Genomic DNA, 5,926 nt, shown 5'->3' on the forward strand with positions numbered 1-5,926 from the left:
CACCGCCACGACCGCCGGGGCTGTCGTTGCGCGGGCTGTTGCCGGCGGTCGTGGCGGTGCCGGTGGCAGCGCCGCTGCCAAGCAGTGCGGCGGGCATCACGGCGTGCCTCCGGTCTCGGTGTCGGTATCTTCGCGCTGGGCCTGGCGGCTCCGGCGTGCGCCGATGTCGTCCATGTCGCGCTGGTCGCGGCGGTCGGTGACCACCTTTTCCTGCGCGCGGTAGCTGGCCGCCAGTTGTTCCAGCACGGCCTTGTCGCGGCTGGCCAGGATCAGGCGGGCGCGCTCGGCTTCCACCTTCTCGCGGTTGCTGTCCACGGTCTGGCTCTGTTGGGCCACTGCGCTGTCCAGGCGGTCCAGGAACGCCCGCCGGTTGAGCAGCTGTGCCGGGCTGGTCGCGGCCATCTGCGCGTTGGCGTATTCCTCGGCGTACCGGCGCAGCTCGTCCAGCCGCGACAGATGGGTGTCCAGCGTGCGCTGGCGCTCGGCCAGGTCGCGTGCCACTTCGTCTTCGTGGTCCTGGGCCCGCTTGAGCAGGGGATCGATGCGCTTGGACTGGATCATGGGTTATGCCTCTGGTTCCACCAGGCGCTTGAGCGCGGCCTGGCTGTGCGGCAGGTCGGCGGCCTTGGCGACGTCCTGGCTGAGGAATTCGACGATGTCCGACCAGCGCTCCAACGCTTCGTCGGTGGCCGGGTCATTGCCGCGCTGGTAGGCGCCGATCGCGATCAGGTCGCGGTTGGACGAGTAGGCCGATACCAACCGCTTCAGCTTGCGGATGCGCAGGCGCCACGGTTCGTCGGCGATTTCGGTGACCACGCGGCTGACCGAGGATTCCACGTCGATGGCCGGATACAGGCCGCTGTCGGCAACCCGGCGCGAGAGCAGGATGTGGCCGTCGAGGATGGCGCGCGCCGCATCGGCGATCGGATCCTGCGGATCGTCGCCTTCGGTCAGCACGGTGTAGAAGGCGGTGATCGAGCCGCGGCCTTTGGCGCCGTTGCCGGCGCGTTCAACCAGGGCCGGCAGCTTGGCGAACACCGACGGCGGGTAGCCGCGGGTGGTCGGCGGCTCGCCGACCGACAGGCCGATCTCACGCTGGGCCTGGGCGAAGCGGGTCAGCGAATCCATCAGCAGCAGCACGTTCAGGCCCTGGTCGCGGAACCACTCGGCAATGGCCGTGGCGCGGTAGGCGCCATGCAGGCGCGCCAGCGGTGGGCGATCGGCCGGGCTGGCCACCACCACCGCGCGGCGCAGGCCTTCCTCGCCAAGCGTGCTTTCGACGAAGTCGCGGACTTCGCGGCCACGTTCGCCGATCAGCCCGACCACGATCACGTCGGCAGCGGTATAGCGGGTCATCATGCCCAGCAGCGTCGATTTACCCACGCCGGAGCCGGCGAACAGGCCCACGCGCTGGCCGCGCCCGATCGGCAGCAGCGCGTTGATCGCGCGCACGCCCACATCCAGCGGCTGGGTGATCGGCTCGCGCGCAAGCGGGTTGATCGACACGCCGGCCATGCCGACCGTGCCTTCGGCGCGGATCGGGCCCTTGCCATCCAGCGGCACGCCGTCGCTGTCGATGACCCGGCCCAGCAGGCCTTCACCGACTTCGACGCCGCCACGGCCCAGTGCCGGCACCACGCGGGCGTTGGGTAGCAGGCCATGCAGTTCGGCGCTGGGCATCAGGTAGGTGCGTTCGCCGGCAAAGCCGACCACTTCGGCATCGACCCAGCCGCCATCGGCCACTTCGACCTTGCAGCTGGCGCCCAGCGGCGATTCGCAACCGACCGCTTCCAGCGTCAGGCCGACCGCGCGGCGCAGCACGCCTTCGCGGATCAGGCCGCGGCCGTGGTTGCCATCGGGCTTGATGCTGTCCAGGCGCGCGGCCAGGCGAAGGTTGCGCGCGGCGGCCCACTCGGCGGCGGGGGCGGGCAGGGGTTCGGTGTTCATGTGCTGGCTCCGGATTTGCGCAGCACCGCATCGAGCGCGCCACGCAGGCGCGCTTCGAGGGTGCCATCGAGACGCACGGCCTCGGCATGCACGCGCAGGTCGCCACGGCTGAGGCTGAGGTCGGCGGTCAGGCGTTGGGTCGGCGACAGCTGCAGCAGCGGGGCGAGTGCGGCGATGTCGTCCGGGTGCAGGCGCACCTCGACCTCGCGGTTGGCACCGCCCACCGCATCCACCGCTTCATTGACCAGCTGCGCCAGCAGGGCCGGATCGGCCTCGTAGGCGCGGCCGACCAGGGTGCCGGCGATGCGCACGGCCAGCTCGCCAAGCGCGGCCACCACTTCGTTCTCCAACCGCACCAGCGGCCGGCTGAAGTTGTCCAGGATGCCTTCGATCTGCGCGATCAGGCGGCGCACTTCGGCCTGGCCCTGGGCCAGGCCATCGGCATGGCCCTGCTCGAAGCCGTCTTTCTCGGCGCTGTCCTGGATCGCCTGGATTTCTTCCAGGGTCGGCAGCTGCAGCAACGGTTCGGGTTCGTGCTCCGGATCGGGCTCGGTGAGTTCGAACTGCTCGACCTGCGGCGGTTCGGGCACCGCCAGCAGGTCCGGGGCAAGCCAGCGCACGGCGTTGTTCACAGCATCGCCTCCGCGTTGCCGCCGATGGTGACCGTGCCTTCATCGGCCATGCGCTTGACGATGGCCAGGATCTCGCGCTGCGCCACTTCCACATCCGACAGGCGCACCGGGCCGCGTGCCTCCATGTCTTCGAGCAGGATTTCGGCGGCACGCTGGGACATGTTGCGGGTGATCTTGTCGCGCACCTTGATGTCCGCGCCACGCAGGGCCAGGCCCAGGCGCTCGCCGCTGACTTCGCGCAGCACCAACTGCAGTTCGCGATCGTCCAGGTCGACCAGGTCGTCGAACACGAACATCAGGTCCTGGATGCGTCCGCTGAGCGGGGCATCGATGCGTGCGATCTCGCCCAGGATCGCCTGGTCCTGGCCGCTGTCCATGAAGTTCAGGATGTTGGCCGCGCACTGCACGCCGCCGATGTTGGACGACTTCAGGTTCTGGTTGCCGGCGAACTGGCGCTCCATGATTTCGTTCAACTCATTCAACGCGTTCGGCGGGATGCCGTCCAGCGTGGCGATGCGCAGCAGCACGTCCACGCGGGTGCGCTCGGGCAGCAGCTTGAGCGCATCGGCGGCCTGGTCGGTTTCCAGGTGGGCCATGACGATGGCGATGATCTGCGGATGCTCGTTGCGGACCAGGTCGGCCACCGCACGCGGGTCCATCCACTTCAGCGCGTCCAGGCCGGTGGTATTGCGCCCGAGCAGGATGCGGTCGATCAGGTTGCCGGCCTTCTCGCTGCCCAGGGCCTGGATCAGCATGTTGCGGATGTAGTCGTCCGAGCCCACGCCCAGCGAGGTCTTGGAGCCCAGTTCACTGCTGAACTGGTCCATCACGCCTTCGACCTGGGCACGGGTGATGTCGGTCATGGTGGCCATGGCGATGCCGATCTTCTGCACTTCCTTGGGTTCCATGTGGCGCAGCACTTCGGCGGCATCCAGTTCACCCAGGGACAGCAGCAGGACGGCGGCGCGCTGAACGCCGGTCAGCGGCGCGGTGGCGGCGTCAGTCATTGGCCACCCAGCCCTTGACCACCTGGGCCACGCGCTTGGAATCGGTCTTTACGGCTTCACGCGCCATGCGCAGTCGTTCCTCGTAGGAGTCCACCGGCAACGCCAGGGTTTCATGTCCGGCCGCGCTCAGGCGTTCGCTGCCCAGCGCGGGCAAGCCCTCGCCGTCATCGACCAGCTGCACGTCGGCGCTATGCGGTTCCAGGGTCTCGTCGTCGGCCTTCCTGGACTGGCCGGTGATCGAGCGCAGCGCCGGGCGCAGCACACCGAACACCAGCGCCAGCACCACGATCGCGCCGAGCAGCAGCCTCAGGCCATCCTGCACCTGCGGCAGTTCCCACCACTTCGGGCCTTCGACCGGGGTCACTTCGCGCACGAACGGAGCGTTCATCACCGACACGGTGTCGCCACGTTCGGCATCGAAGCCGACCGCCTGCTTCACCAGCGCTTCCACGCGGGTAAGTTCGGCCGCCGACAGGGCCTGGTCGGCCATCTTGCCGTTGGCACCGGCGCGCGGCACGTTGTCCACCAGCACGGCCACCGAGACACGCTTGATGCGGCCGGCCGGCTGGCGGGTGTGCTGCAGGGTGCGGTCGAGTTCGTAGTTGCGGGTGGCGTTCTTGGAGGTCTCGGTCGGTGCGGCCGCGGTGGTCGGCGCGGCGGCGGGGCCGGGCGGGGTATTGCTGGCCGCACCGGGCACGCCCTGCGGGCCGGGGGTGCTGCTGCTGTTCTCGCTCATCTGCTCGCTGCGCAGCTTCTGCGGCTCGCCGTTGTAAAGCTCACGGGCTTCTTCGATCACCGAGAAGTCCATGTCCACGCTGACTTCCGGATTGACCCGGCCAGGGCCGGTCATCGGTTCGAGCAGTTCACGGATGCGCTGGTTGAACGAGGTTTCCTGGCGGCGCACCTGGTCGAACTGCGCGGCATTCAACGCCGCTTCGCTGTTCGGGTCGGACACGCTGAGCATGCGCCCGCTCTGGTCCACCACGGTCACGCGTTCGGGGGTGAGGTCGGGGATGCTGGCCGCCACCATATGCACGATCGCATCGATCTGGCCGCGTTCGAGCTGCTGGCCGCCGCGCAGTTCCAGCACCACCGAGGCGCTGGCCACATCACGCTGGCGGGTAAAGGCACTGGGCTTGGGAATGGCCAGGTGCACGCGCGAATCACGCACCGGGCGCAGGGTGTTGATGGTGCGCGACAGTTCGGTTTCCAGCGAATGCTGGTACCGCGCGTTTTCCATGAACTGGCTGACGCCGAAGCCGGGATCGCGCTCCATCAGTTCGAAGCCGAGCCGGCCGCTGTCGGTCAGGCCGGAACCGGCCAGCTTGAGGCGCGCATCGTGCAGGTTCTTTTCCGGCACGGTGATACCACCGGTGGCCGGATCCAGTTCGAACGGGATCTGCGCGGTGCGCAGCAGGTCGGTGGCCTCGGCGGTGGCCTTCTGGTCCAGGCCGGTATAGAGCGGCACCATGCCCGGTTTCTGTGACCAGAAGAACACGAACAGGCCTGCCGCCACGGCCACGGCGATCATCGCCATCAGTCCGAGCCGACGGGTGATCTGCAGGCTTTGCAGCCGGTCGAACCACTGGCCCGCCTTTTCGGCGTTCAGGGATTCCTTGGAGAGCGACAGGGCCATGCGTTTCTATCCTTACAGCGGCATGTTCATCACGTCCTGGTAAGCCTGGACGAGACGGTTACGGACTTCCACGGTGGCGCGGAAGGCGATCTGGGACTGCTGCGAGGCGACCATGACCTTGGCCAGGTCCGCACCGGGTTCACCCAGTTCGAAGGCCTTGGCGAGGGCGCCGGATTTCTGTTGCGCTTCGTTGACGCCGGCGATGGCGCCACGCAGGGTTTCGGTGAAGCTCGGGCCCTGGACTTCCTGCGGCGACACCAGGCCCTGGATGGCATTGCTTTTCGGGGCCTCCGTCAGCGGACTGACGGCGGACTGCCCCATCTGGGTCTGGAGGGTGCGGATCTGGGAAAGGACGGAGGTGACGGAGTGCGACATCTGGAACGTTCCGAAGCTGGGATGGGGTTTCGAGTGAATACGTTGCAAGTGGCGTGCCGAAACGGCTGCACGGTTCAGTTTTGTTGGTGTGGCGGGCGATGCGGTGGGTGCGGCGGGTTGCGGCGTGGCGCGCGGGTGCTGCGGCAACCTGACGCGGTGTCTGGTCAGCTTGCTGGCGTCGGAAAACTGGCGGCGCCGAATGGCTGGCGGGGTGTTGCGGGGGTTCGTTTATTTCTCCGTTCGGGGCGGGCCGCGAGCGTTGGGGCCCCGTAGCGGCCGGTAGGCCCCTGGTGCAAATGTCCCCCGGCCGCAAGCGGCCTCCTCCTTGA

The 5,926-nt window shown here is 68.3% G+C and carries 6 protein-coding genes; all 6 read right to left on the bottom strand.

Going from position 1 to position 5,926, the window contains the following annotated elements; translation table 11 throughout:
* Positions 1–96: 96 nt before the first annotated feature.
* The 6 genes from fliJ to fliE are packed head-to-tail and all read right to left on the bottom strand — an operon-like array spanning position 97 to position 5,597.
* Positions 97–561 (bottom strand): flagellar export protein FliJ, encoded by a 465-nt coding sequence (gene fliJ / locus RTO53_RS19165; protein WP_312239269.1) that lies wholly within the window; start codon positions 559–561, stop codon positions 97–99.
* Positions 562–564: 3 nt separating this feature from the next.
* Positions 565–1,947 carry a FliI/YscN family ATPase gene (locus RTO53_RS19170; RefSeq protein ID WP_312239270.1) on the bottom strand — a complete coding sequence of 461 codons (1,383 nt, stop codon included), beginning with the start codon at positions 1,945–1,947 and terminating at the stop codon, positions 565–567.
* Positions 1,944–2,579 carry a FliH/SctL family protein gene (locus tag RTO53_RS19175; protein ID WP_312239271.1) on the bottom strand — a complete coding sequence of 212 codons (636 nt, stop codon included), beginning with the start codon at positions 2,577–2,579 and terminating at the stop codon, positions 1,944–1,946. The genes RTO53_RS19170 and RTO53_RS19175 overlap by 4 nt, the downstream gene beginning before the upstream one ends.
* On the bottom strand, positions 2,576–3,562 hold the full coding sequence (gene fliG, locus RTO53_RS19180) for a flagellar motor switch protein FliG (protein ID WP_312239273.1): 987 nt from the start codon (positions 3,560–3,562) through the stop codon (positions 2,576–2,578). The genes RTO53_RS19175 and fliG overlap by 4 nt, the downstream gene beginning before the upstream one ends.
* A 16-nt stretch (positions 3,563–3,578) precedes the next feature.
* Positions 3,579–5,222 (bottom strand): flagellar basal-body MS-ring/collar protein FliF, encoded by a 1,644-nt coding sequence (fliF, locus tag RTO53_RS19185; protein ID WP_312239272.1) that lies wholly within the window; start codon positions 5,220–5,222, stop codon positions 3,579–3,581.
* A 12-nt stretch (positions 5,223–5,234) separates the two neighbouring features.
* A complete protein-coding gene (fliE, locus tag RTO53_RS19190; protein WP_259202549.1) occupies positions 5,235–5,597 on the bottom strand; it encodes a flagellar hook-basal body complex protein FliE in 363 nt (120 codons plus the stop codon).
* Positions 5,598–5,926 lie beyond the last annotated feature (329 nt).

The sequence above is a fragment of the Stenotrophomonas sp. genome (genome assembly GCF_031995405.1).
GTDB lineage: Bacteria > Pseudomonadota > Gammaproteobacteria > Xanthomonadales > Xanthomonadaceae > Stenotrophomonas.